The sequence below is a fragment of the Sphingomonas aracearum genome, from assembly GCF_003345355.1.
Classification (GTDB): domain Bacteria; phylum Pseudomonadota; class Alphaproteobacteria; order Sphingomonadales; family Sphingomonadaceae; genus Sphingomonas; species Sphingomonas aracearum.
The window spans coordinates 1-23,450 of sequence record NZ_QQNB01000001.1 but is presented as its reverse complement, the minus strand read 5'-3'; the positions used below and the strand labels follow the sequence as shown (position 1 = coordinate 23,450).

At 68.1% G+C, this 23,450-nt stretch carries 22 protein-coding genes; 11 read left to right on the top strand and 11 right to left on the bottom strand.

What is annotated here, in order from left to right; genetic code table 11:
• Positions 1-10: 10 nt before the first annotated feature.
• From DVW87_RS00110 to DVW87_RS00100, 3 genes are all read right to left on the bottom strand, one after another.
• Positions 11-577: a glycine zipper 2TM domain-containing protein gene (locus tag DVW87_RS00110; RefSeq protein WP_114685767.1), complete on the bottom strand. Its 567-nt coding sequence runs from the start codon at positions 575-577 to the stop codon at positions 11-13.
• Between the two features lie 91 nt (positions 578-668).
• On the bottom strand, positions 669-1,094 hold the full coding sequence (locus DVW87_RS00105) for an OsmC family protein (RefSeq protein ID WP_114685766.1): 426 nt from the start codon (positions 1,092-1,094) through the stop codon (positions 669-671).
• Positions 1,095-1,165: 71 nt separating this feature from the next.
• Entirely contained in the window at positions 1,166-1,477 is a 312-nt protein-coding gene (locus tag DVW87_RS00100) for a glycine zipper 2TM domain-containing protein (RefSeq protein WP_181814649.1), read from the bottom strand.
• A 119-nt stretch (positions 1,478-1,596) separates the two neighbouring features.
• Here DVW87_RS00100 and DVW87_RS00095 point away from each other — a divergent pair, with 119 nt between their 5' ends.
• Together DVW87_RS00095 and DVW87_RS00090 are read left to right on the top strand one after the other, a co-directional pair.
• The gene (locus tag DVW87_RS00095; RefSeq protein ID WP_114686965.1) at positions 1,597-2,229 is read left to right on the top strand and encodes a trimeric intracellular cation channel family protein; all 633 of its coding nucleotides are present in this window, start codon (positions 1,597-1,599) and stop codon (positions 2,227-2,229) included.
• A 63-nt stretch (positions 2,230-2,292) separates the two neighbouring features.
• Positions 2,293-4,191 (top strand): S9 family peptidase, encoded by a 1,899-nt coding sequence (locus DVW87_RS00090; protein ID WP_114685765.1) that lies wholly within the window; start codon positions 2,293-2,295, stop codon positions 4,189-4,191.
• A gap of 10 nt (positions 4,192-4,201) precedes the next feature.
• On the opposite strand, the gene DVW87_RS00085 is transcribed toward DVW87_RS00090, so the two are convergent.
• The 4 genes from DVW87_RS00085 to DVW87_RS00070 form a co-directional block, all read right to left on the bottom strand.
• A complete protein-coding gene (locus tag DVW87_RS00085) occupies positions 4,202-5,239 on the bottom strand; it encodes a cell wall hydrolase (RefSeq protein ID WP_239017685.1) in 1,038 nt (345 codons plus the stop codon).
• A gap of 175 nt (positions 5,240-5,414) precedes the next feature.
• Positions 5,415-8,261, bottom strand: coding sequence for a M16 family metallopeptidase (locus DVW87_RS00080; RefSeq protein WP_114685763.1), 2,847 nt, complete (start codon positions 8,259-8,261; stop codon positions 5,415-5,417).
• A gap of 60 nt (positions 8,262-8,321) precedes the next feature.
• Positions 8,322-9,002 carry a prolyl hydroxylase family protein gene (locus DVW87_RS00075; RefSeq protein ID WP_239017684.1) on the bottom strand — a complete coding sequence of 227 codons (681 nt, stop codon included), beginning with the start codon at positions 9,000-9,002 and terminating at the stop codon, positions 8,322-8,324.
• A 55-nt stretch (positions 9,003-9,057) separates the two neighbouring features.
• Entirely contained in the window at positions 9,058-9,687 is a 630-nt protein-coding gene (locus DVW87_RS00070) for a carbonic anhydrase (RefSeq protein WP_114685762.1), read from the bottom strand.
• 104 nt (positions 9,688-9,791) lie between these two features.
• Between DVW87_RS00070 and lipA the strand changes: the two genes are divergently transcribed.
• Positions 9,792-10,718 (top strand): lipoyl synthase, encoded by a 927-nt coding sequence (lipA, locus tag DVW87_RS00065; RefSeq protein WP_114685761.1) that lies wholly within the window; start codon positions 9,792-9,794, stop codon positions 10,716-10,718.
• Between the two features lie 7 nt (positions 10,719-10,725).
• The gene (locus DVW87_RS00060; protein WP_114685760.1) at positions 10,726-11,208 is read left to right on the top strand and encodes a type II toxin-antitoxin system RatA family toxin; all 483 of its coding nucleotides are present in this window, start codon (positions 10,726-10,728) and stop codon (positions 11,206-11,208) included.
• Here DVW87_RS00060 and DVW87_RS00055 read toward each other — a convergent pair.
• From DVW87_RS00055 to DVW87_RS00045, 3 genes are read right to left on the bottom strand one after another with little or no spacing between them, the layout of a single operon-like run.
• Entirely contained in the window at positions 11,148-11,672 is a 525-nt protein-coding gene (locus DVW87_RS00055) for a CinA family protein (RefSeq protein ID WP_114685759.1), read from the bottom strand. The genes DVW87_RS00060 and DVW87_RS00055 overlap by 61 nt on opposite strands.
• Positions 11,672-12,199 (bottom strand): hypothetical protein, encoded by a 528-nt coding sequence (locus tag DVW87_RS00050; protein WP_114685758.1) that lies wholly within the window; start codon positions 12,197-12,199, stop codon positions 11,672-11,674. Before DVW87_RS00050 ends, DVW87_RS00055 begins: the two co-directional genes overlap by 1 nt.
• Positions 12,196-13,320, bottom strand: a complete 1,125-nt coding sequence (locus DVW87_RS00045; protein ID WP_114685757.1) for a bifunctional 2-C-methyl-D-erythritol 4-phosphate cytidylyltransferase/2-C-methyl-D-erythritol 2,4-cyclodiphosphate synthase — start codon at positions 13,318-13,320, stop codon at positions 12,196-12,198. Before DVW87_RS00045 ends, DVW87_RS00050 begins: the two co-directional genes overlap by 4 nt.
• A gap of 94 nt (positions 13,321-13,414) precedes the next feature.
• On the opposite strand from DVW87_RS00045, the gene dusB reads away from it, so the two are divergent.
• The 7 genes from dusB (at position 13,415) to hflX (ending at position 22,523) form a co-directional block, all read left to right on the top strand.
• Positions 13,415-14,410 (top strand): tRNA dihydrouridine synthase DusB, encoded by a 996-nt coding sequence (gene dusB, locus DVW87_RS00040; protein WP_114685756.1) that lies wholly within the window; start codon positions 13,415-13,417, stop codon positions 14,408-14,410.
• Positions 14,411-14,419: 9 nt separating this feature from the next.
• Positions 14,420-15,490, top strand: a complete 1,071-nt coding sequence (locus DVW87_RS00035; protein WP_114685755.1) for a two-component system sensor histidine kinase NtrB — start codon at positions 14,420-14,422, stop codon at positions 15,488-15,490.
• Positions 15,487-16,929, top strand: coding sequence for a nitrogen regulation protein NR(I) (ntrC, locus tag DVW87_RS00030; RefSeq protein WP_114685754.1), 1,443 nt, complete (start codon positions 15,487-15,489; stop codon positions 16,927-16,929). The genes DVW87_RS00035 and ntrC overlap by 4 nt, the downstream gene beginning before the upstream one ends.
• 65 nt (positions 16,930-16,994) lie before the next feature.
• Positions 16,995-19,202, top strand: coding sequence for a sensor histidine kinase (locus DVW87_RS00025; RefSeq protein WP_114685753.1), 2,208 nt, complete (start codon positions 16,995-16,997; stop codon positions 19,200-19,202).
• Between the two features lie 4 nt (positions 19,203-19,206).
• Entirely contained in the window at positions 19,207-20,580 is a 1,374-nt protein-coding gene (gene ntrX, locus DVW87_RS00020) for a nitrogen assimilation response regulator NtrX (RefSeq protein WP_114685752.1), read from the top strand.
• 165 nt (positions 20,581-20,745) lie between these two features.
• Positions 20,746-21,237: an RNA chaperone Hfq gene (gene hfq, locus DVW87_RS00015; protein WP_114685751.1), complete on the top strand. Its 492-nt coding sequence runs from the start codon at positions 20,746-20,748 to the stop codon at positions 21,235-21,237.
• Positions 21,234-22,523, top strand: a complete 1,290-nt coding sequence (gene hflX / locus DVW87_RS00010) for a GTPase HflX (RefSeq protein WP_114685750.1) — start codon at positions 21,234-21,236, stop codon at positions 22,521-22,523. Before hfq ends, hflX begins: the two co-directional genes overlap by 4 nt.
• Positions 22,524-22,541: 18 nt before the next feature.
• Here hflX and mazG read toward each other — a convergent pair whose 3' ends face one another.
• On the bottom strand, positions 22,542-23,294 hold the full coding sequence (gene mazG / locus DVW87_RS00005) for a nucleoside triphosphate pyrophosphohydrolase (protein ID WP_114686963.1): 753 nt from the start codon (positions 23,292-23,294) through the stop codon (positions 22,542-22,544).
• Positions 23,295-23,450 lie beyond the last annotated feature (156 nt).

The window sequence follows — 23,450 nt, the reverse complement described above, 5'->3', positions numbered from 1 at the left end:
GTCCGGACGCTTAGCGGCAGCGGATGTCGCCGCGGTCTACCGACTGGCCGAGCGCGGCACCCGCGCCGCCGCCGATGATCGTGCCGAGCAAGCGCGAGCCGCCGCCGGCAATGGTGTTGCCCAGCAGGCCGCCCGCCAGCGCACCGACGATCAGGCCGGTCGTGCCGTCCGAACGGCGGCAATAATAGCGACCGTTCGAGCCGCGATAGATGCGGTCGTTGCGTCCCAGGCGACGCTCCTGGTAATAGCGGCCGTCGCGATAATAATTGTCGGCATAATAGGCCCGCTGCCCACGCGCCGGCCGGTTCCAGTCATAGTTGCGATACTGACGCCAGTCGCGCAGGTCCTCGCGGCGGTCACGCTCGGCATCGCGCACATCGCGGCGGTAGTCACGCCGCGCATCACGCACGTCCGAACGGCTGTCCGCATCGCGCACATCGCGGCGATAATCACGCCGTGCGTCGCGCAGGTCGTCGCGGTACTCGCGGTTGGTCTGGTACGGGGTCTGCTGCGCGGCGGCCGCGACCGTGGGCGACAGAACGGCCGCCATGGCGGTGAGAAGAATGGGGGTACGCATCGTCAATCTCCCTTTCGGATGATGGCGAAGGAACGGGCAGGCGAAGCGCTTCGTTGCGTGAACGGCAAACTACCTCCCGTTCATCGCACCGTCAGCCGTTCAGCGTGTGGCTGAGCGTGATCTCGCAGTTCAGCACCTTGGAGATCGGGCAATTGGCCTTGGCATCGGCGGCGATCCGCTCGAACTCGGCGGGTTCGATCCCGTCGATCCATGCCTTCAGATCGAGCGCGGAGCGGGTGATGGCGAAGCCGTCGCCCTGCTTGTCGATCGTCACCTTGGCGGTGGTTTCCAAGGTTCCGCTGTCATGGCCGGCCTGCGCCAGCGCGAAGCTCAGCGCCATCGTGAAGCAGCTGGCGTGGGAAGCGGCGAGCAGCTCTTCCGGATTGGTGCCGGGCTCGTCGCCGAAGCGCGTGCCGAAGCCATAAGGATTGTCGAGCACGCCCGACTGGCTGGAGACATGGCCCTTGCCGCTCTGGCCAAAGCCTTCGTAGCGGGCGGTTGCGTGACGCGTCGGCATCTCTGGTGTCCTTTCGTGCGAAAAGGGCGCCGGAACTACCGGCGCCCTGGAAAGATCGGTTGAAGTCTGCCTCAGCAGTTCCGGCGCTTGCTGCCGCGGTCGATCTCGCGGCCGGCCAGCGCACCGGCACCGCCGCCGATCAGCGTGCCGGCGGTGCGGTCACCGCCGGTGTCGATCGTCCGGCCGAGCAGCGCGCCGCCGATGCCGCCGACGATCGCACCGGTGGTGCCGCCGGACTTGTGGCAGACATAGCGGCCGCGCTTCTTGGAATATTTCAGATGCCGCTTCGCCTCTGCCTTGCCCATCGGGCCCACGGCCGACACGACCATGGAGGTGGGCAGGGCGAGGCTGAAGGCGCCCAGCGCCAACATCATCTTACGCATGGTGGTAACTCCCATTCGACTGAACTCGGAGCGGAAAACGCCGGCCCGCCGGGGATAGTTTCATGAACGAAACACAACCTTTCGTTCACGTGGCCCGCGAACTTGCCTATGTCGCCCGGATGCCGCCCGCTGCCGCCACGCTCGTTCCCGCCTTTGCCCCATGGCTCGATCTCGCCGGGCTGGCGGTGTTCGCTGCTTCCGGTGCGCTCGCCGCCGCCAAGCGCGGCCAGACCATGGTGACGCTCGCCTTTTTCGCCCTCATCACCGGGGTGGGCGGCGGCACCATGCGCGACCTGTTGATCGGTGCGCCCGTCTTCTGGGTGCACGATGCGCGCGCCGCCGGCGTGTGTCTGACCGTAGCGGTGGTGATCTGGGTCACGCCGGAGCGGTGGTGGCGCGGCGAGGCGCTGGACTGGTTCGACGCGGTCGGGCTGGCCGCCTACGCCGTCTACGGAGCTGCCAAGGCGCTGCGCTTCGGCGTGCCGCCGCTCCCGGCGTTCCTGATGGGAGTGGTGACGGCCTGTGTCGGCGGCATCATCCGGGACGTCCTGGCGGGCGAGCCGTCGATCCTGATGCGGCCGGAACTGTACGTCACGGCAGGCGCGCTCGCTTCGGCCAGTTTCGTGCTGCTGGTGCTGGCGGGGCTGCCGGTGTCGGCGGCGGCGACGATCGGCGCGGTTGCGGGCTTTGCCCTGCGCGCGGCGGCGATCCACTTCCACCTGGCGCTGCCGGCTTATCGGCAGCGGCGGTAAACGGAGGTGACAAGGTCACCTGCATCGCTACGCTGAGGGAATCGACCCTGACCGGAGCACCCGATGCGCGTCCTTCTTGCTGCCCTGCTCGTTTCCACCGCCGCTCCCGCGCTCGCGCAATCGGTGCACCAATATGGCGCCCTCGCCATCTCTCCCGCGGGCGATCGGATCGCGACGCTGGAGGCCGGGGCAGGGCAGGAAGGCCATGCGCGCGTAACCGTGCGCGCGGTGCAGGGCGGCGCGGTGCTGCGCACCATCGATCCTTGCGCCACATGCACCTATTCCGCGCCGACCTTTGGCCGCGGGGGTGTGCTCGCCTTCCTTGCGCGGGATCGCACCGCCGGCACCGTGCAACTGATGGTCGATGACGGCCGGCGGGCTCGCGCCGTGGCGACCGTTTCCGGGATCGCGCAGACGCCGCGTTTCTCCCCCGACGGCAAGCGCATCGCCCTGCTGGTGACGATTGGCGCCCGCAAGGAGGCCGGGGCGGTGCAGGCCGGCGTGCGACAGGTCGGTGAGATCGGCGAGCAGAACGACGAGCAGCGGCTGGCGGTGTTCGACCTTTCCGCCGGTCCGGTCGCCGCAGCTGCGGTGAAGCCGGTGTCGCCCGCCGGACGGTACATCTACGAATATGACTGGACGCCGGATGGACGCGGCTTCGTGGTCACCTCCGCGCTGGGCAACGGCGATGCGAACTGGTGGGTGGCCACGCTGGACGCGGTCGATGCGCAGACCGGCGCGGTTCGACAGATCGCTCGGCCGAAAACGCAGGCCAATCACCCGCGCGTCTCGCCCGATGGCAGGACAGTCGCCTATGTCGGCGGCCTGATGAGCGACTTCGGCTCGATCGGCGGCGACGTGTTCACCGTGCCCTTCGCCGGCGGCACGCCGCGCAACATGACGGAAGGGCGCCCGCTCACCACGACGGGGCTGCAGTGGAAGGCGGGCGGCATCGTCGGGACCACGCTGAAGGGCGATCGCGCGGGGCTGTTCTCGCTCGCGAGCAACCAGCCGGAAGGCGTCACCTGGTCCGCGCCGATGAGCTTCGCCGCAGGTGACGGCAAGGCGGTGTACAGCGACGATGGTCGCACCGTCGCCTTTGTCGCGCAGGATTGGGAGCATGCGCCCGCCATCTATGCCGGGCCGGCGAGCGGGCCGCAGAAGATCACGCGCGACAACGATGCGGTGCCCTCGGTGGTCAAGGCGCAGAGCATCACGTGGAGGAGCGACGGCTACGACGTGCAAGGCTGGCTGCTCGGTCCGCGGGCGCCGACGGCGGGCAAGCACCCGATGATCGTCAACGTGCATGGCGGTCCGGCCTCCGCCACCACGCCCCAGTTCGCGTCCGGCGCGCTGAAGCCGATGATCGACGGGGGTTATTACATCTTCCTCCCCAATCCGCGCGGCTCCTATGGCCAGGGCGAGGCGTTCACCGCCGCCAACAAGCGCGATTTCGGCGGCGGCGACCTGCGCGACATCCTCGCCGGCGTGGATGCCGCGGAAAAGGCCGCGCCGATCGACGACGCCCGGCTGGGGCTTACCGGCGGCAGCTATGGCGGGTTCATGGCGATGTGGGCCAACACCCGGACCAACCGGTTCAAGGCGATCGTCGCCGGCGCGGGCCTGTCCAACTGGGTCAGCTATTACGGCACCAACGGCATTAACCAGTGGATGCTGCCGTTCTTCGGCAAGTCCGTCTACGACGACTACAAGGCGTATGAAGACGTGTCCGCCGTGTATCACGCGCGCACCGCCAAGACGCCGACGCTGATCTATGTCGGCGAGCGCGACATCGAGGTTCCGCCGACGCAATCGGTGGAATGGTGGAACGCGCTGAAGGCGAACGGCGTGGAGACCAGCCTGGTGATCTACCCCGACGAGGGCCATGGCATTCGCGATCCGGAGCATGCGGCCGACCTTCAGCGCCGCGTCATGGCGTGGTGGGCCAAATACCTCCGCTGAGCCGCGGACGTTAGCGCAGCGGCTTTCCCGAGTCCTTCCAGCGGTCGAGGATCTGGCCGCTGGCGGGAAGCGGATCGGCCGGGGAGGCACCGTTGGCCGTCGGTACGATCGGCATGCCCGCCTCGCTATAGGTCGGCTGGATCGTCTCCGCTCTCGTGAGTGCGACGGGAGCGGAGGGGGGCGGGGCGGCCGCGGCGGCCAGGAGTGCGGGAATGTTGGGGGCTGGCGGCACCCGCAGGTGCGGTCCGGGGATCGGCTCCCCGCCAACATAGTTGCGGGAGAACGCCGCCGGTGTCCCCCACCAGCCTTGCCAGCGATGAAAGAAGTGGGCGCCGATCGCCGCCGTCATCACCAGCTGGCGGTTCCAGGCCGGGGTCACGGCAAAGGTGTGGTAGTGCGTCGCCAGGCCGACCGGCGCATAGACATAGCCGGCCAGCGCCGCAGCGGCGATGCGCGCGGCGCGGGCCATGCCGGCGCGGCTCGGCAGGCGGGCCATGGCGCCGTCACACGCATAGCTGAACTGGCACCCGCTCGCCCGTTCCGATCCCTGATAGACCACGCCACAGACGGTTGCCGGGAAGGCGGGATGTCGCACGCGGTTGAGGATCACCTGCGCCACGGCGCGCTGGCCGTCGTCGCTCTCGGATGCGGCCTCGTAGTAGATGGCGGTGGCGAGGCAATCGAGCGCTCGCCCGCGATCCAGGAGCGTGGCGCGCCGGGTGGAAAAGGGCTGAGCGGGGCGCACCGTGCCGTCATCGGCGGACGGCACGTAGGTTGCCGCGGCGACCGGCAGGGCGGGAAGGGCGATCGTTCCCGTGGCGCCCCTGGCCAGGGCGGCGACCTCCGCCGGGAGCGGCTCGACCGCTACCCGCAAGGTTGCCTTGCGAAGCTGACCGGGCTTTGCGTCCACGGGATGTGCGCGGATCGCCGCCGCCGCACGGATCGCGGCCTGCGCCGAGAAGGCGAGAAAGAGCAGAAGCGCCAGGCGCGCCAGCCCGGAGGAGGCAACCGGCCGCCGAAAGGGTCGAAGAAGCGCCGCCGAGATCACGTGCGCTCCCATAGCGGGGGCGGGGGCCCGTTTCGCCCCTCCATTTCGCCCCGTCCCGGCGCGGGACAGAGCGGAGCCCCGCTAGGGATTGGTCCGAATGTCGGCGGAAGCTCGAGGGGACATCCAGAGGCCCCCGGCGCCTCGCGGCTCGACCCTGTCGCTCGCTCCAGTCCGTTCAGCGCAGACTGGTTCGGTCCAGATTGAGCACGCTGGCCGGGATCAACTCCAGGTTTGGGTGATCGCGGCGCAGTGCCTCGACGAACTGCCGGGCGTCACCCACCACCACGATGCTCGCCTTGCTCGGGTCCAGCAGCCGGGCGGCCGCCGCCTGCAGGTCCTGCGGCGTCACCGCGTTGACCTTGGTCGTAAAGGCACCAAGCTCGCTCAGCGGCACGTCCTCAACCGCATATTCGCCGAGCACGCCGGCAATTCCCGCCGTGGTCTCGATCTCGCGGCCGAAATCGCCGACCAGCGTGGCCTTGCGCGGCTCCAGTTCGGCGGCGGCGACGGGTTCTCGCCCGAGCCGCGCCATCTCCGCCAGGATGATCGAGACCGTTTCCGCCGCGGTCGGATTCTTGGTCTGGGTGCGTGCCGTGAGGGAGCCGGGCAGGCGCCGCGCCGACAGGCTGCTTCCCGCGCCGTAAGCGAGGCCCCGCTTGATCCGGATTTCCTGGTTCAATCGGGAAGAGAAGCCGCCGCCGAGAACGCCGTTGGCGACGCTCGCCGAGTAGAAGACTGGGTCGCGGCGGGTAAGCGCCGGCCGTCCCACCACAACCCCCGCCTGGCCCGCGTCCGGCATGTCCACCACGATCACGCGCGGGGCCGGCGCCGCTCCCTCTGCGAGCGCGGCCGCGGGTGCCGACCCGGCCTTCCACGCGCCGAAGCTTTGCTTTGCCAGCGTCTCTGCGGCGGCAGGGGTGATGTCGCCGACGAGCAGCAAGGTCGCGTTCTGCGGGGTCCATGTCCGTGCATAGGCCGCCTTCAGCTCGGCCGGGGTGATTGCCTTCAGCGATCCGGGCGTCCCGGAAAGCGGATGGCCGTAAGGCGCGTCGCCGAACATGGCGCGGCCAGCGACGAGCCCTGAAAGAGAGGCCGGGCTCTTCAGCGTGACCGCCACCGCGTCGATCGCCTGCGCGCGGGCGCGTTCCACCTCGTCGCTGGCGAAGACGGGGTGTTGCGCCACATCGGCAAGCAGGGTCAGCGCCGGCCTGATCTGGTCCGACTTGACGGTGAGGTTCACCGCCGAGCCATCCCAGGCGGCGTCGCTGTCCAGGCTGCCGCCCAATGCCTCCACCGCCGCGGCGATCTCGCTGGCGGAACGGGTGGTCGTGCCCTTGGTGAGCACGTCGGCGGCAAGGCTGTGCAGACCCGCACGGCCGGCCGGATCGCTCCCGCCGCCTGCCTTGCTGACGAGGTTGGCGGTGACGAGCGGCTGATCGTGCTTCTCGACGGTGACGATGGTGAGCCCGTTCGCCAGCGTGGTGACGACCGGCCGGGGCAGGGTCGGCGCGATCGGTGCGGCCGGCGCGGGAGGCTGCAGCCGCTGTGCCGCAGGTGCGGGCGTGACGAGCGCGACATCCGCTGGCGGCGCGAGCGGGGCAACCTGCACGCCAGGCGCAACCGCGATCGTGTCGCCCTTCGCGCCGGCCGGCTTGGCCTTCACCGGCAGATAGGCGATCGCGGCCGACTGATTGTCGTTGAGGTACTTGGCGGCGACCCGCTGCACGTCCGCCGCGGTGACGCGTGACACGGCGGCGAGTTGCCGGTCGCTGGTCGATGGATCGCCGTCAACGATCACGGAGGCGGCAATCGTGCTGGCCTTGCCTTCCGCAGTCTCGCGCGCACGGATGCCGGCCGTGAGGATCTGGTTCTTCGCCTCCGCCAGCTCGGCCGCGGATACCGGCGCCGTGCGCATTCTCGCCACTTCTCGCCGCAAGGCCGCTTCGCCGGTGGCCGCGTCCTTGCCGCTTGCGAGGATCGAATAGGCGACGAACTGCCCGGTGCTCTTCCGGGTGTCGAGAAAGGCGTCGGCCGATTGGGCCAGCTGGTCGCGATAGACGAGGCTCTGGTAGAAGCGCGAGCTCTCGCCATCGGCAAGGATCGACTTCAGCACCAGCAACGCGGGGTAGTCGGGATCGTTGTCCGGCGGCAGTTTCCAGCTGACGAGAACGGCCGGCAGCGGGGTGTTCGGCTCATATACCGTATAGTGCGTGGCCCGGGTGCGGGCCGGCTCCTGCACGATCACGCGCGGGATCGGGCGGTTCGGGCGCGCGATGGACGCAAAATACTGGTCCACCCACTTGTCCAGCTGCGCCGGATCGAAGTTGCCGGACACGACCAGGATCGCGTTGTCCGGGCGGTAATAGGTCGCATGGAAGGCGCGCACGTCGTCAATCGTGGCGGCGTCCAGGTTCTCGATGCTGCCGATCGTCGCCCGGGCATAGGGATGCGCGGAATAGCTGATTGCCGGGTAATAGAGCGACAGGAGCTTGCCATAGGGCCGCGCCAGCGTGGACTGGCGCAGTTCCTCCTTCACCACGTCGCGTTCGGAGGCGTAGCTGGTCGGCTCCACCACCAGGCTGGCCATGCGATCGGCCTCGGCGAACAGGATGCGCTGCAGGTGATTGGCGGGCACCACCTCGTAATAGTTGGTGTAGTCGTCGTTGGTGGAGGCGTTGTTGTAGCCGCCGACATCCTCGGTCAGCCGGTCGATCTGCTCGGGCACGAGATTGCGCGTCGCCTTGAACATCAGGTGTTCGAACAGGTGCGCGAACCCCGAGCGATCCTTGGGATCGTCCTTGGAGCCGACATCGTACCAGACCTGCACCGAAACGTTCGCCGTTCCCGTGTCGCGGATGGCATAGACGCGCAGGCCGTTGGCCAGCGTGCGCTGCGTGAAGGCGATCGGCTTCACCGCAGCGCTGGCAGGGGCGGGGGCGGGGGCGGCGGCCGAAGCCTGGGCGAAAGCGGGCACGGGCAGCAGCGCGGCTCCGAGGAGCAGCGAGGACAGGGTCAGGCGCATGGAGTACTCCGAAGGCAAGCGCCTTGTCTCCCGCGCCGCCTCGGCTAAGTCAATCGGCGCTCAGTCGCGCAGCCAGAACCCCTCGCGAAACCATTTGGTGATGATGTACTTTACCCCCGCGCCCACCGGCATGCCCTCATGCAGCGTGTTGGTGTTGGGGCTGCCATCGGGGTTCATGTTGTTCCACGCAAGCAGCAGGCCGCGCTTGGGCCGGACGCGGATGCCCGCCAGCGGAAACCAGGTCGCGCCGCCTTCCTCCACGTCGTTGAGGAAGATCATCGCCGTCCAGGTGCGCTGCCCGCCGGACTCGACCATCTTGGCCCAATAGCCTTCGTTCTCGTGGAAGTAATCGTGGTGCGCGCGGAACTGCTGGCCGGGCGCGTAGCGCTGCCCCTGCATGGTCTCGCCTTGCGCCGGGTCGATGCCGAGCAGGGCGGCGATGGATTCGTCGATCGGCTGCACGTCCGGCGACCAGCGATCCATGTCGCAGCTTTCCGAGGTGCGGAAGTTCGGATCGGCGCTGGGCGTCAGCAGCGTGGACGGGCGCTTGTTGGCGTCAATCAGGCGGATCATCGCGGCGCATTGGCGCGCGTCGAGGAAGTCCGGATGCTGGTACATCTGCGCCGCGTCCACCTTTGCCTTGCGGACGGCGGGATTGGCTTCCAGCCGCGCGGCAACGGTGGCGCCGATCTGACGGCGGACGGGCGAGGGCTTGCCGGCGGGCGTGGTTCGGATCGTCACGCGGCGGTGATGTGCCACCCCGCCGGCAAAAGGCAAGTCCGGCCTGCGCCGGCGCTCAGGCCGGCGCAAACGCTCCGTCCTCGCCCATCACGTGCAGCTCGCCCTGGGCGATCGCGAACCACGCCCCGTGCAGCCGCAGCTTTCCCGCCGCCTCGCGCTCGGGCACGAAGGGGAAGGTGCGCAGGTTGGCGAGGCTCACCCGCACCGTTTCATGCTCCATCGCACGTACCGCATCCGGGCCGGTGCCGTGTTCGGCAACGATCCGCTCGCGCGCCTCGTCCAGCATGTCCACCCAATGGGCGATGAACCCGCCTTCGCCCGGCGCCGCATCGGAGAACCGCCGGGAAAGCGCCGCGCCGACGCCACCGCAGGAGCCGTGGCCCATCACGACCACGTCCGTCACCTCAAGCTGCGTGACCGCGAACTCCAGTGCCGCCGACACGCCGTGCCGACCGGAGTCGTTCTCGAACGGCGGCACCAGGTTGGCGACGTTGCGCACCACGAAGATCTCGCCGGGCGAAGTGTCGAAGACCTGCGCGGGATCGACGCGGCTGTCCGAACAGGCGATCACCATCACGCGCGGGCTCTGCCCCTCGGCAAGCTCCGTCCAGCGCGCGCGCTGCCCGGTCCAGCCGGTATCGCGGAAGCGGTGGTAGCCGCCGATCAGATCGTCAAAGCCGCTCATCGAATAGCTCTCCTTGATTGCGGGTCAGCCCAGCTTCTCCGCGCCGTCTACGAGCGCGCGGGTAGGGGTGGCAAGGGCGCCCCGCACTCGCTATCTGCGCTTCCATGAACGATCTCTCCTCGCCGCCGATTGCCCCGCGTGCACGCAAGCCGGACTGGATCCGCGTCAAGGCGCCGACCGGCAAGGTGGTCGCTGAAACGCGCGAGCTGATGCGGGCCAAGAGCCTCACCACCGTGTGCGAGGAAGCGGCCTGCCCGAACATCGGCGAATGCTGGTCCAAGAAGCACGCCACGGTGATGATCCTGGGCGACACCTGCACCCGCGCCTGCGCCTTTTGCAACGTGAAGACCGGCATGCCGCGGGCGGTGGACCCGATGGAGCCGGCGCACGTCGCAGAGGCGGCTGCCGCCATGGGGCTGCAGCACATCGTCATCACGTCCGTCGACCGCGATGACCTGCCGGACGGCGGCGCATCGCAGTTCGTGAAGGTGATCCACGCGATCCGGGCCGCCAATCCGACGACCACCATCGAGATCCTGACGCCGGACTTCCGCAACAAGGCGCAGGCCGCGGTGGAGTCGATCGTCGAGGCGCGGCCGGACGTGTACAACCACAATCTGGAGACCGTGCCCCGGCTGTATCCGACCATCCGCCCCGGCGCGCGTTACTATGCCTCGCTGCGGCTGCTGGAGTCGGTCAAGCGGCACGACCCATCGATTTTCACCAAGTCCGGCGTGATGCTGGGCCTGGGCGAGGAGCGGATGGAGGTGCACCAGGTGATGGATGACATGCGCTCCGCCGACATCGATTTCCTGACCATGGGCCAGTATCTCCAGCCCACCCCGCGCCATGCCAAGGTCGCCGACTTCGTCACGCCCAAGGCGTTCGATGCCTTTGCCGCCATCGCGCGGGCCAAGGGCTTCCTGCTGGTCGCCAGCTCGCCGCTGACCCGGTCCAGCTATCACGCCGGCGACGATTTCGCGAAGATGCGAGCCGCGCGCGAGACGCAGCTGGCGAAGGTGCGCGCGTAACGCCTCCATGCCCAAGCACAACGAAACGCGGCACCTGCCTTATACGCCCGAGCAGATGTTCGATCTGGTGGCGGATGTTTCCCGCTATGCCGAGTTCCTGCCCTGGGTCTCGGCGATGCGCGTCCGCACCAACAGCGACACGGAAACCGTGGCCGACATGATCGTCGGCTTCAAGGGCCTGCGCGAGACCTTCACCTCCAAGGTGCAGAAGGTGCGGGCCGAACGCATCCATGTCGACTATGTCGATGGACCGTTGAAGTATCTGCGCAACGACTGGAACTTCCGGCCGGACGGGCAGGGCGGGTGCTTTGTCGATTTCGCGGTCGACTTCCAGTTCAAGAACCGGGTGTTCGAGATGCTGGCGGGGCAGGTTTTCGGTACCGCGCTGCGCAAGATGATCGGCGCGTTCGAGGATCGTGCCCGCGCGCTCTACGGCGCGGGCGGCGCGTCTTCCGGCAGCAGCAGTTCGAGCGCCACCAGCGCCGCCTGAAGGCGGATACCGCCGCGGCCGAGATCACCGAACTGCCGCTTGTCGGCGATCACGTCGCCGGGGTCGGCCCCCTTCTCCGCGCGCGCAAACACCACGGTGCCGACCGGCTTCTTTTCCGTGCCGCCCGCCGGACCCGCCACGCCGGTGATCGCCACCGCCACGTCCGCGCCCGACTTGGCGAGCGCTCCCTGCGCCATGGCCCAGGCCGTGGCGATGGAAACCGCCCCAAAGGTGTCGAGAACGTCGTCGGACACCTTCAGGAGGTCCGTCTTCGCCTCGTTCGAATAGGTGACGAACCCGCATTCGAGCACTTCGCTGGAGCCCGCGATCTCGGTCAGCGCCGCCGCGACCAGGCCGCCGGTGCAGCTTTCCGCCACCGTTACGCGGCGGCCCAGGGCTGCGTTCGCCTCGATCACCCGCCGCGCGGCGGCGACCAGTTCTTCGGGAAGGATGGTGTCTTGCATCAGCGTTGCGCCGCGCAGAGCGGAAGGTCCGGTATGTCCTGCACGATGGCGCCTCTTTTTGCCTTGGCCTTTTCCGCCTTGAGATACTGCAACGTCGTCACGACGATGCCGGCCGTGTTGCGCGGCGGCAAGGGCTCCAGCAACGTCGCGAGCCGGTCGATGGTGCCGCAATCAGCCGGGTCGATCGTGCCGAGCACCATCGGCACGAGCATGGTCGAAAGCAGCGGGCGGGCGAATTGCGACTGGAGCAGCGGCTCGATCGCCGGATCCGAGAGCTTCGCGAGCGCCGCCTGCGCGGCCGGCCAGGCGCGGTTGGCCTCCGCATCGTAGCGCTGGAAGAATGGCGTGTTCGACCTTCGCAGCAACGAGCCGGCCGGCAACCGCTGCGCGCAGGCGGCGCCGGTCTGGCGGATGAGGTCGGGCATCGCCACCAGCGTGAGCGACTCGGCTTCCGCATTCGTCAGGCACGCTGCCTGCGCCGGAACCGCCCCGGCGAGCGCCAGCGCCGCCAGCAGCGACCGGATCATGCGGGCACTCGAACGGTTGCCGAGGCGAGGGCGGCGATGCCTTCGCCGCGCCCGGTGAAGCCGAGCCGCTCGGTGGTGGTCGCCTTTACGCTCACCTGATCCGGTTGCAGCGACAGCAGCTCGCCAATGCGCGCGCGGATCGCCTCGCGATGCGGGCCGATCTTCGGTGCCTCGCACACGATCGTCACGTCCACGAAGTCGATCACGCCCCCGCGCTCGGCCACGAGACCGGCGGCATGACGGAGGAACTGGCCCGACTCCGCTCCGCGCCACTGCGGATCGCTGGGCGGGAAGTGCAGGCCGATGTCCCCAGCGGCGATCGTCCCCAGCACGGCATCGGTGATGGCATGGAGCACCACGTCCGCATCGGAGTGCCCGGACAGGCCCTTGCTGTGCGGGATCAGCACCCCACCGAGCCACAGCTCCTCATCTTCGGCGAAACGGTGCACGTCGTAGCCGGTCGCGGTGCGGCTGCGTATATCCAGCCTGGCTTCAGCGGCGGCGAAATCGGCGGGGTAGGTGACTTTGTCGAGCATGGTGTCGCCCTCTACCAGCGCGACCTCCCCGCCGGAAGCACGCAACATTTGCGCATCGTCGGTCGGCTCCGGCCCGGTCCAGGTCGCATGAGCGGTTCGGATGGCGTCCAGACGGAATGCCTGCGGCGTCTGCACCCGGCGGAGCGGCTCGCGCGCTACCGTCCCGGCGGTTCCGGCGTGGAGCAGCGTGTCGGCAACCGGCAGAACCGGGATCGCTCCGGGCGCCTCGTCCAGCGCAGCCAGGAGGCGATCAACGACCGCCGGTGGCACGAACGGGCGCGCCGCATCGTGGATCAGCACGCGGTCCATATCGGCCAGCGCCGCCAGGCCGTTCGCCACCGATTGCCGGCGCGTGGCGCCACCGATCACGAACGGAACCTCGCCGAGGATTGCCGCCAGTGCGCGCTCCTGCCCTGCGCCGATCACGACAAGCACGCGGTCCACGGCCGGGTGCCTTGAGAGCGCGCCATAGGAATGGGCCAGCATCGGCCTGCCCGCGAGCGGTTCGAATTGCTTGGGCAGGGCGCGACCGCTGCGAGAGCCGGAGCCGGCAGCGACGATCAATGCGGCGGTGCGCAGGGTCATGGCAAGCCGCCTAGCCGAGCGACCGGCCGGGCGCCAGCCTTGCCAGAAGGGCTGCCCGGCGCTATGTGCTGCCCGTTTTTCAGGCACATCCGACATGCAGCTAAAGCCCCTCCAGATCGGTCCGGTGCGGATCGAGCGGCCGGTGATCCTGGCGCCGATGACCGGCGTCTCCGATCTGCCGTTTCGCACGCTTGTCCGCCGCTTCGGATCGGGTCTCAACGTCACCGAGATGATCGCGAGCCAGGCGGCGATCCGCGAGACGCGACAATCGATCCAGAAAGCAGCGTGGCACCCGACGGAGGAGCCCGTCTCCATGCAGCTCGTGGGCTGCGCCCCGGCCGAGATGGCGGAGGCGGCCAGGCTCAACGAGGATCGCGGCGCGGCGATCATCGACATCAACATGGGCTGTCCCGTTCGCAAGGTGACGAACGGCGATGCGGGCTCGGCGCTGATGCGCGACCTCGATCATGCCGCCGCGATCGTGCGCGCCTGCGTTGATGCGGTGTCGGCGCCAGTCACGCTCAAGATGCGGATGGGCTGGGATCACCAGAGCCTCAACGCGCCCGAACTGGCCCGCATCGCCGAGCAGCTCGGCGTCAAGCTGGTCACCGTTCACGGCCGCACCCGCAACCAGATGTACAAGGGCAGCGCCGATTGGGCGTTCGTCCGGACGGTGAAGCAGGCGGTATCGATTCCCGTGATCGTCAACGGCGACATCTGCTCGCCCGACGATGCCGTGACGGCGCTCGAGCAATCGGGCGCCGACGGCGTGATGATCGGCCGAGGCGCCTATGGCCGGCCCTGGCTGCTGGGCCAGGTGATGGAGTTCCTGGCCACGGGGCGACGCCTGGCCGATCCATCGATCAGCGGGCAATATGACGTGATCTCCGAGCATTACGATGCCATGCTCACGCATTATGGCACGGTGACGGGCGTCAACATGGCGCGCAAGCATCTCGGCTGGTACACCAAGGGGCTGCCCGGCTCGGCCGAGTTCCGCAACCATGTGAACCAGGTGCCGGACGCCGCCACCGTGAAGGCCATGCTCGCGGAATTCTACGCGCCCTGGCGCCTCAGCGCCGCCGCCTGAGACCGGCCGATGGAGGATGCGGCGTCGGACGCTCGCTTCGGCGAGATCTTCGCCAACCTGCCGATCGCGGCGCTGGCGATCGATCCCGCGGGGTGCGTCGCCCACGCCAACGGCGAGGCTGAGGCGCTGCTCAACCTTTCCGAGCGCGCCATGCTGCACCAGCCGCTCACCGGCATCCTCGTGCCGCCGCAGGGGCGCCAGCAACGGGACGGCCATGGCTTCGCAGCTTATGATAGCGAAGTCGTTCTCGCGCGCGGCGGCCGGCTGCGGCTGGACTGGCTGGAGAGCGCGTTGCCGGATCGCCCCGGCTGGTGCGTGGTGCTGCTGCATCCGGTTGGCGCGTCGCGGCGCATGGGCCATTCTGCCGATCGCGCCTCCGGCGCGCGCGCTGCCGTGGGTGCCGCGGCCATGCTGGCGCACGAGATCAAGAACCCGCTTTCCGGGATCCGCGGTGCGGCGCAACTGATCGGCAGCGGGATGGGCGAGGGCACCGCCGAGCTGACGCAGCTCATCACGACCGAAGTCGATCGCATCGCCGCGCTGATCGACCGCATGCAGGATTTCACTGACACGCGCCCGCTCGCGGTGGAGTCGGTCAATGTCTACCCGCTGCTCGACCACGCGCGACGGCTCGCCCTTGCCGGGTTCGCGGCCGGCATCGCAATCGAGGAACGGTTCGATCCCTCGCTGCCGCCCGCCGCGCTCAACAGCGATGCCCTGCTGCAGATATTGCTGAACCTGCTGAAGAACGCCGCGGAAGCCGTTGCGGTGCAAGCAGATCCCCGCATCACCGTCACCACCGCTTTTCGACACGGCATGGCCGTGAGCGCGGCGCCCGGCCGCCCGCGATTGCCGCTGCCGATTGAATTATGCGTGATCGACAACGGTCCGGGCCCGCCGCCGGAGATCGCAGAGCATCTGTTCGACCCGTTCGTCAGCGGCAAGCCGGAGGGGCAGGGGCTTGGCCTTGCCCTAACCGACAAGCTGGTTCGCGGCATGGGCGGTCTTGTACAATTTTCGCGTGAAGGCGTGCCCGAAGCGACCGTCTTTCGCATACTCCTGCCTCGCGGGGACGCATGAGCACCACCGGCAATATCCTGGTCGTCGATGATGACGCGGCGATCCGCACCGTGCTGGTCCAGGCGCTGCGCCGCGAGGGGCATCGGGTCACGGCGGCAGCGACCCTCGCCGAACTCGACGTGCAGCTGGCCATCGCCGCGCCCGATGTGCTGGTCACCGACGTGGTGCTGCCGGACGGCAACGGCATCGATCATCTGGCACGCATACTGGCCGAGCGGCCCGACATGCCGGTTATCGTCCTGTCTGCGCGCAACACGCTGACCACCGCCGTCCGTGCCAACGAGGCGGGCGCCTACGAGTATCTGCCCAAGCCGTTCGACCTCGACGTGCTGGCTCGCGCCGTTCAGGGAGCGCTCGCCCGTTCCACCAGCCTGCCTGCCGAGCCGCTCGGCGAAGAGGATCGCACGCTGCCGCTGATCGGCCGGTCGCCGGCGATGCAGGACGTCTACCGCGTGATCGCACGGGTGGTCGGCAACGATCTCACCGTCCTGATCTCTGGCGAGTCGGGCACGGGCAAGGAATTGGTCGCGCGCGCCATCCACGATCTGGGGCCGCGACGTCGTTGCCCGTTCCTGGCCATCAACATGGCCGCCATCCCGCGCGAGTTGATCGAGGCGGAGCTGTTCGGCCACGAGCGGGGGGCCTTTACCGGCGCTGCGCAACGCACCGCGGGACGTTTCGAACAGGCCGCCGGGGGCACCTTGTTCCTCGACGAGATCGGCGACATGCCGATGGAGGCGCAGACCCGATTGTTGCGGGTGCTGCAATCGGGGGAGTTCACGACCGTTGGCGGTGCGCGCACGATCCGCGCCGACGTTCGGATCGTTGCTGCGACCAACAAGGATCTGCACCAGGCCGTGGTCGAGGGCCGCTTTCGCGAAGACCTGTTCTACCGGCTCAACGTCGTGCCGATCGCCTTGCCCGCCCTGCGCGCGCGGCGTCAGGACATCCCGCTCCTCGCCCGGCACTTCCTCGATCGCGCTGCCGAAGCGGGATTGCCGCGCAAACAGCTGGATGGCGACGCCATGACGCTGCTGGAAACGCAGGACTGGCCCGGCAACGTCCGGGAGCTGGAGAATGCGATGCGGCGCATGGCGGTGCTTAGCCGGGACGACCGGATTTCGGCGGCGGACCTCGGCTGGATGGTCGGCGCGGCAGGCGGCAGCAGCCTTCCGGTGGACCCCGGCCTGGAAACAGCGGTCCGTGCCCGCCTCGACCAGCTTGCCCGCGAGCAGCCGCACGCCCTGGAAGACGGTACGCTGTACGACCGGATCATCGGCGAGGTCGAACGGCCGCTCATCACCGCGCTCCTCGCGCGACACGGGCAGAACCAGCTGCGAGCCGCCCGCGCGCTCGGCATCAACCGCAACACGCTGCGCAAGCGCCTGGACGAGCTGGGGATCGAGGCAGGTCGATCGATCGCCTCAGAGGAGGGCTGAGCCGAACCGCTCGACCGGCATTTTGTGTGTTCAATTGGCAACGCTTGCGTTGTATCACCGCCACGATGAACGCGAGCCTCTCGCCGACTGTTGAGCCCTTGGCCGTCGACCGACGGTCTTCCGGGCTCGTCTCGTTCGTCGAGTTCATCGTGCTGGCGGTCGCCGTCGGCATCGCGCTCACCACCTATTTTGTCATCACCGGAGAGAATTCACCGCAGCGGCTGCTCACCCCGCCGCTGGTCGCGCTGTTGCTGGTGGCCAATCTCGTGCCTGGCGTGGCGCTGCTTGTGCTGATCGGACGGCGGATCGCCCTGGGCCGGGCGAGACGCACGCCTGGCGGAGGCAATGGCCGGCTACACGTCCGCCTCGTCGCGACCTTCTCCGTCCTGTCCAGCGTGCCCATGCTGCTGGTCACGATCTTCGCCTCGCTGCTGTTCCAATATGGCGTGGAGTTCTGGTTCTCCGACCGCGCCCGCGGGATGCTGGAGAACGCCTCGGTGCTCGCGCAGGAAAACTACCGCGCCGAACTCAAGCGGGTGAACAACCAGACGGCGACGATGACCCAGGATCTGCGCTTCTACCTGCAGACTTGGGCGATCGATTCCAACCGCTTCTCCGAAGGCTTTGCGCTGCAGGTGTACCAGCGCGAATTGTCCGAGGCGCTGATCGTGGAGAGCAGGCCGGGCCAGCCGTTGCGGGCGCTGGCGCTCGTCAATCCGTATGAACGCCCGCTCGAAAAGGTCATCACGCCGGCGATGATCCAGACGCTGGAGGCGGGCAAGGCGACCGTGGTGGTGCGCTCCCCGGATCGCATCGGCGTGGTGACCCCCCTGGACCGGGCGCAAGGGACGTACCTCTACGCCGCCCGTGTCTTCGATCCCGGGTTCAGCTCGCAATTGCGCCGCGGGGAGGCGATCCTGGCGGATTATCGCGCGCTGCTCGCCCGGTCGCGCTCGCTGCAATTGCGGTTCAACGCGGCGTTGCTGATCGTCTCGCTGCTGATCGTCGGCCTGGCGGTGTTCGTCGCGCTCGCCATTGCCGATCGTCTCGTTCGCCCGATCAGCGAACTGGTCGAGGCGTCGGGGCGGATCGCCGAGGGCGACCTCACCGCGCGCGTCGTTACCCCGCGCACCGACGACGAGATCGGCGTTCTGGGCCACGCCTTCAACGAGATGACCGGCCGGCTCGAGCGGCAGACAAGCGCGCTTGTGTCCGCCAATCGCGAACTCGACAGTCGCCGCCAGCTGATCGAGGCGGTGATGTCCGGGGTCAGCGCGGGCGTGCTCTCGCTTGATCGCGCCGGGACCATCCGCACTATCAATCGCTCGGCAGCGACGCTGCTCGGTCGCCGTGACGATGACCCCGTCGGCAAGCCGCTGGCCGAGATTTCGCCCGAGCTGTCCGGCCTGATCGCCGGAGACGAGCGGGACGCCATCGTCGAGGCTCAGGTCGGCGACACCAGCCGCACTTTGGCGGTGAAGATCGCTCGCGCCGCGGAAGGGCCGATCCTCACCTTCGACGATATCACGGAACAACTGCTCGATCAGCGCCGGGCCGCCTGGTCCGATGTTGCACGGCGCATCGCCCACGAGATCAAGAACCCGCTCACTCCCATCCAGCTGGCGGCCGAGCGGCTGCAACGACGTTATGCCAGGCAGTTGCCGGAAGACGACGGCACCTTCACGCGCCTGACCGAGACGATCATCAGGCAGGTCGGCGACCTGCGGCGTATGGTGGACGAGTTCTCCTCCTTTGCGCGCATGCCCAAGCCGGTGTTCCGCGCGGAGTCGCTGGTCGATATCGCCAGCCAGTCCATGTTCCTCCACGAGGTCGCGCATCCGGCCGTCAAGTTCGTGCTCGACCATGAGGAGCCCGGGCCGGAGTTGGTCTGCGACCGACGCCAGATCGGCCAGGCGCTGACGAACATCGTAAAGAATGCGGTGGAAGCCATTGAAGCACGTAGAGAAATGGGCGGTGAAGTGCGCATGGCCGTCAGCCAGAGCGGCGCTTTCGTCACGGTGGAGGTCGCCGACAACGGAACTGGCTTGCCGGCCGCTCGCGAACGCCTGGTCGAGCCTTATGTGACGACGCGCGCCCGAGGCACCGGCCTGGGGCTCGCGATCGTCAAGAAGATCATCGAGGAACACTTTGGAATAATGAGCTTTTCGGATCGCGAAGGGGGCGGGACTGTGGTCTGCCTCCGCTTCAATACCACCATGCTCGCGGCGCTGGACGATGGCGACCCGGCGACTTCCTCTCTTTCCCGGATCTGACATCATGGCCCTCGATATTCTCATCGTTGACGACGAGCGCGACATCCGGGAACTGGTAACCGGCGTGTTGGAGGACGAGGGCTACGATACCCGCTCCGCCGCCGACAGCGACTCCACCCTGGAAGCGATCGCCGAGCGGCGGCCGAGCCTCGTCCTGCTGGACGTGTGGTTGCAGGGATCGCGGCTGGACGGGCTCGAACTGCTGGACGAGATCAAGCGCCGCGATCCGTCGATTCCCGTGCTCGTCATCTCGGGCCACGGCAACATCGACACCGCGGTCGCGGCGATCCGGCGCGGTGCGGCGGATTTCATCGAGAAGCCCTTCGAGGCGGAGCGGCTGCTGCTGCTCGTTGCCCGCGCGACAGAAACGGAGCGTCTGCGGCGCGAGGTCGTCAGCCTGCGCGCGTCTGCGGGGCGCGACACCGATCTCACGGGCAGCTCCGGCGCGATCAACGGAGTGCGCGCCACCTTGAAGCGGGTTGCTTCGACCGGCAGCCGGGTGCTCATCATGGGCTCGGCCGGCGTCGGCAAGGAGGTCGCCGCCCGCCTGCTGCACGGCTGGAGCCAGCGGTCCCAGGCGCCGTTCGTGGTCGTCTCCGCGGCCCGCATGACGCCGGAGCGCGTGGAAGAGGAATTGTTCGGGGTGGAGGAGGGCGGGGACCTCGTACGCCCCGGCCTGCTCGAACAGGCCCATGGCGGCACCCTGTTCCTGGACGAGATCGCCGACATGCCGATGGCGACGCAGGGCCGCATCCTGCGCGTCCTGACCGACCAGAGCTTCACTCGCGTAGGGGGGACGCGCGTCGTGAAGGTGGATGTGCGCGTGGTATCCGCCACCGCGCGCGACCTGACGCACGAGATTGCCGAGGGCCGCTTCCGGGAAGACCTCTATTATCGCCTGAACGTGGTGCCGGTGCTGATCCCCGGCCTGTCCGAACGGCGGGAGGACATTCCGGCACTCGTCCATCACTTCATGGCGCACTATGCCGCCGAACGTCGGGTTCCCACGCCGGAGATCGCACCGGATGCCATGGTCGCGCTGCAAAGCTATGAATGGCCGGGGAATGTTCGTCAGCTCCGCAATGTGGTGGAGCGCACGATCATCCTGGCGCCGGGCGACCGGATCGGCCGCATCGATCTGGATCTGCTGCCGGCGGAAGTGCTCGGCGACACCGGGGAGCGGGGCGGGGGCTCGTCCGCGATCATGGGCTCGCCACTTCGGGAAGCGCGAGAATCCTTCGAGCGCGAGTATCTGCGGGTGCAGATCCGCCGTTTCTCCGGCAACATCTCGCGAACGGCAAGCTTCATCGGAATGGAACGCTCCGCCTTGCATCGCAAGTTGAAGCTGCTGGGGATCACCGAAACCCGGGACGACTGACCGGGAGGGGGCTCAGGGGCTGGCAAGAGCGCGAACGCCTTGACCTTGCCCGGTGCGCACCGCACATTATCGACGCGCGGGCGTGCAGCGCGCGCATCCCGACGCCGGGTAACGGCGCGACACGTGCGGGGGCAGGCCCGCCAAGAACCGAAAGATCGCCTCCTCATGGCCGACAAGCAGTCCTCTTTGCAGGATCTCTTCCTCAATGCGCTGCGGCGCTCCAAGACGCCGGTGACGATGTTCCTCGTAAAGGGCGTCAAGCTCCAGGGCATCGTCACCTGGTTCGACAATTTCTCGGTGCTGCTGCGCCGCGACGGGCAGTCGCAGCTGATCTACAAGCATGCCATTTCCACGATCATGCCCGCCGGAACCATCGACGTGCCGGGCATCGTGGAGGCTTTGGGCGAGAGCCAGAAGAAGCAGCCGCTGCTTCAGGAAATCTTCCTGAACGCCGTCCGCCGGTCGGAAGACGCGGTCACCATGTTTCTGGTAAACGGCGTGATGCTGCAGGGCCAGATCGCTGCGTTCGACCTGTTCTGCATGCTGCTGCAGCGCGACGGCATGTCGCAGCTGGTCTACAAGCACGCCGTGTCCACGGTGCAGCCCTCGCGTCCGCTGAATTTGGCTGACGACACAGACGGTTCGGACGAAGATTGAGCACCGGCTTCGAACGCGATCGTGACGAGTTCGCGCGCGGCGCGCGGGCGATCGTCGTCTATCCTGACCAGGGCGGCTCGTCCCGCGACCCGGAGGCGCGGCTGGAGGAAACCGCCGGTCTCGCCGCCGCGATTGGCCTTGTCGTCGCCGAGCGCGTGCACCTGCGCCTCCGTCAGGCGCGCCCGGCAACGCTGATCGGGTCGGGGCAGGTCGAGCAGCTGGCCGCAACGGTGCGCATGGAAGAGGCCGGGCTGGTGGTGTTCGACGCCAGTCTCACGCCCGTGCAGCAGCGCAATCTCGAAACCGCGCTTGAGGCCAAGGTCATCGACCGGACGGGCCTCATTCTCGAGATCTTCGGCGAGCGTGCTGCGACGGCTGAGGGGCGGTTGCAGGTCGAGCTTGCCCATCTCGACTATCAGGCCGGGCGGCTGGTGCGCAGCTGGACCCACCTCGAGCGGCAGCGCGGCGGCTTCGGCTTCCTCGGCGGCCCTGGCGAAACGCAGATCGAGGCGGATCGCCGGCTCATCCGTGACCGCATGGCGAAGCTCCGGCGGGAACTGGATCAGGTCAGCCGCACCCGCGGGATCCACCGCGAGCGTCGTCAGCGCGCGCCCTGGCCGGTCATCGCGCTGGTGGGGTACACCAACGCCGGCAAGTCGACGCTGTTCAACCGGCTCACCGGCGCGCACGTGATGGCGGAGAACCTGCTCTTCGCCACGCTCGATCCCACGCTGCGTCAGATCAGTCTGCCGGGGATCGACAAGGCGATCCTGTCGGACACGGTGGGTTTCGTGTCGGAGCTGCCGACCCAGCTTGTCGCCGCCTTCAAGGCGACGCTGGAGGAGGTGGTCTCGGCGGATCTCCTGCTGCATGTCCGCGACATCGCGCACCCCGATACCGAGGCACAGCGGGCCGATGTGGAGGCCGTGCTCGAGGAGATCGGTGTTCCCGAAGGCACGCCGCGCTTCGAGGTCTGGAACAAGCTGGACCTGCTCGACGAGGAAGCGCGCGAGGTTCTGCTTGCGGATGCCGCGCGTCGCGACGACGTGGCGGTCATTTCGGCGCTGAGCGGTGAGGGCGTGGATGCGCTTGCTCGCACGGTCGCCACCCGGCTGACGGAGGGGCATCGCCGCTACACGATCACCTTGCCCGCGGGCGAGGGCGCCGCTGCTGCCTGGCTTCACGCGCACGGCGAAGTGCTCGGGCAAATGGCGGAGGGAGAGACGATCAGCTACGATGTCCGTCTCGACCCCGCCGATTATCAGCGCTTCCTTACCCGGCACTGACGTCGCCGGGCGGGCTGTTCAGGGGCGCTCTTCGGCCTTGGCCTGGGCCCAGAGTCGCTCCTGTTCCGCAAGACCAAGCTGCGGGAACTGACCGTCAGCGGCGTGCTCCATCGCTGCGAACCGTCGCTCGAACTTCGCGTTGGCACTGCGGAGCGCAGCCTCGGGATCCACGCCGAGCTTGCGCGCCCAGTTCACCACGGCAAACAGGAGGTCACCGATTTCGCCCTCTATCTCATCGGAGGAAGCGTCGGCAACTTCCTGAAGTTCTTCGTCGATCTTGGCTCGTGGGCCCTCTGCATCGGGCCAGTCGAAGCCCACGCGTGCGGCGCGCTTCTGCAGTTTCTCCGCGCGCAACAGTGCAGGCAGGCCGGCGGCAACACCGGCAAGCGCGCCACCTTGCGCCTTGGCGCGGCGCTCCTCCGCCTTGATCTGTTCCCAGTGCTGATGTCCACCCTCCACGGAATCGCCGAAGATATGCGGATGGCGGCGTTCCATCTTGCCGACGATCGCATCGGCTACGTCGTCCAGATCGAAGGCGCCGGCTTCCTCGGCCATCCGGGCGTGGAATACCACCTGGAGCAGGAGGTCGCCGAGTTCGTCCTTGAGATCGGGAAGATCGTTGCGCGCGATCGCGTCGGCGACCTCATATGCTTCTTCGATCGTGTACGGTGCAATGGTGGCGAACGTCTGCGCCACATCCCATTCGCAACCATGCACCGGATCGCGCAACCGCGCCATCACCGCGCGCAGCCGGCCGATAGGGGTGACCATGTCCGAAGTCAGGCGATCACCGTTCACACGTGTTGCTGCCAGTTAGAAAAGACACATTCGCCGCCAATTAGAAATGACACTCGGTTGGTAGCAGCGGGGGCAGCGTGGAGCCATCCACAAGCGCAGCGCTGACCCCGCTGTGGCACTGCCCTGTCC